This window comes from Rhodanobacter lycopersici (assembly GCF_040812335.1).
Lineage (GTDB): Bacteria > Pseudomonadota > Gammaproteobacteria > Xanthomonadales > Rhodanobacteraceae > Rhodanobacter_A > Rhodanobacter_A lycopersici.
Map to the genome: position 1 here is coordinate 1 of NZ_JBFOHK010000013.1, position 2,042 is coordinate 2,042.

Genomic DNA, 2,042 nt, shown 5'->3' on the forward strand with positions numbered 1-2,042 from the left:
GTTTCCACATCGTAGTACTGTCCGGGGAAGCGCAGGTTGTAGGTATAGCCGGTCGTTGAAGTCGGGTCCAGCTCCCCCCACGGGTTGCCCGCGTACGCCCACTGCCAGACCGTGGTGCCGCTGCTGTTGGCAATCGCCCGCGGCGTCCCCAGCTGATCCGCCGTGACATAGGCGATGGTGCTGGTGGTGCCCGTGGTATCCACATTCGCCACCGGGATGCCGTCCATCCAGACGTAGTCCCGCGTGTTCGTCCCATACTCGCCCAGCATCTGGCCCTGGGCGTTGTAGTCATAGAACGTGGTCGCGCTACCACTGACCTTCGCAAAGCGCTGGCCCAGGGCGTTGTACGTGTAGGTGGCGATCGTGCTGCCGCCCAGCTGGACCGACGCCAGGCGGTTGCGGTCGTTGTAGTTCCCTATATAGGTGCTTCCCGCCTGCGTCATCCCTGTCGTATTGCCGGCCGCGTCCACCGTGAACGTGCTGTTGCCCACCGTCGCCAGCTGATGTGTGTTCGCGTTGTAGGTATACGTGCCCGTGTCCAGTCCGCTGCCGGTCTTGCTGAGTCGGTCACCGGTCGGGTTGTAGGTGGCGCTTTCCAGCACGCTGCCTCCGGCCTCGGTGATAGCGGTGAGCCGGTACAGCGGATCGTAGCTGTAGGTCTCCGTGGCCGGGTTCGCCCCCGGCGCGTTGCCAATGGCCGTGATATCCCCCATCGCGTCCCGGGCCACATGCAGGCTGAAGGCCGGGCTGGTGAGATCCGTCAGGCGGTAGTTGGCATCGTAGGTGCGTGCGATCACCTGGCCGTTGCCCAGGGTATAACCGCTGACCGGGCCGAACGGTTGATAGGTGACACTGCTGACCACCGTGCTTGCACTGCCGCTCGGTGGCTCCACGCTGACGCTCTGGATACGCCCATCGCTGTCGCGGCTGTAGGTGACCAGTGTGCCGAACGGATACACGATGCCGCTAAGGCGTTGGCCTGCCGTGTAGCTGTAACCGGTGATGCCGGTGCCGGCGGCGGTGATCTGCTGGGTCTGGATCACCTGGCCCTGTACGTCGTAGCAGTACACGGTGGTGATGGCGTTCTCGACGATGCGTGTCAGTCGGCCGACCGGGTACGAACTGCTGCAACCGGTGACGCTGTTGGCCTCGTCGTAGTGGTAGGTGATGTTCTGCGTGCTGTCGGCGTAGCTCGCGCTCAGCCGTCGGTTCAGCGCATCGTAGGTATAGGTGACTATGTGGCCGTCGGCATCGGTGCCGGTGAGCACGTTGCCGGCGGCATCGTAGGTGCGCGCAGTGACGCCGGTATCGGGGCTGGTGGTGCCGGTGGGATCGGACAGGCCGTTGTACTGATAGGTGGTGCTGAGCCCGCTGGGGTCCGTCACCTGGGTGAGGCGATCCAGTGCATCGTAGGTGTACGTCGTGGTGGTGTTGGCCGTTTGAGCAAGCAGTGGCGAAGCACTCACGATCATCGCCAGCCCAAGCAGGGTGCTGGCCAGCGGCCCGAGGCTAAGGGCACGCTTCCTCACTGCGAGTGGTTTTCCATACCGAAGGAGTGAGGTGGTCTCTTTCACGGCAGCGGAGGTACGCACTGCGATCTGTCCCTGGTCCATGTCCATGTCCCCTGTCAGTTCGTACCGTTGTAGTTGTCGATCGTCTGCACCAGACGATTGAGCGCGTCGTAGCTCGACTGCCGCTGGATGCCCAGGCCATCGCTGCTCTGCACCAGGTTCCCGTTCGCGTCGTAGCTGCCGGTCGCACTGGCGTTGAACACGGTATGGCTGAGGCCATCGACCACTGTGGTCAGCTCGCCCAAGGGGTTGAAGGTGCGGCTCAGGCTCTGGTGCACCGTGCCGCTCGCATCGAACACCTGCTCGGCCGTCTTGTTGCCGGCCGCGTTCAGCGTGTACTGCAAGTAGTTGCCTTGCGCATCGGTGATCTTCACCAGGCGGTGGGCCGCGTCGTAGCCATAGGTGGTCGTCACCCCGTCCGGATCGGTGACGGAGGACACCGCCCCATAGGGCGTGTAGCCGAAGGAGGTC

At 63.9% G+C, this 2,042-nt stretch carries 2 pseudogenes; both read right to left on the reverse strand.

The features are described from left to right. A pseudogene (locus tag ABQJ54_RS19090) lies at nucleotides 1-1,529 on the reverse strand (hypothetical protein); the annotation flags it as partial. Between the two features lie 98 nt (nucleotides 1,530-1,627). Further along, nucleotides 1,628-2,042 (reverse strand): annotated as a pseudogene (locus ABQJ54_RS19095) (hypothetical protein); the annotation flags it as partial.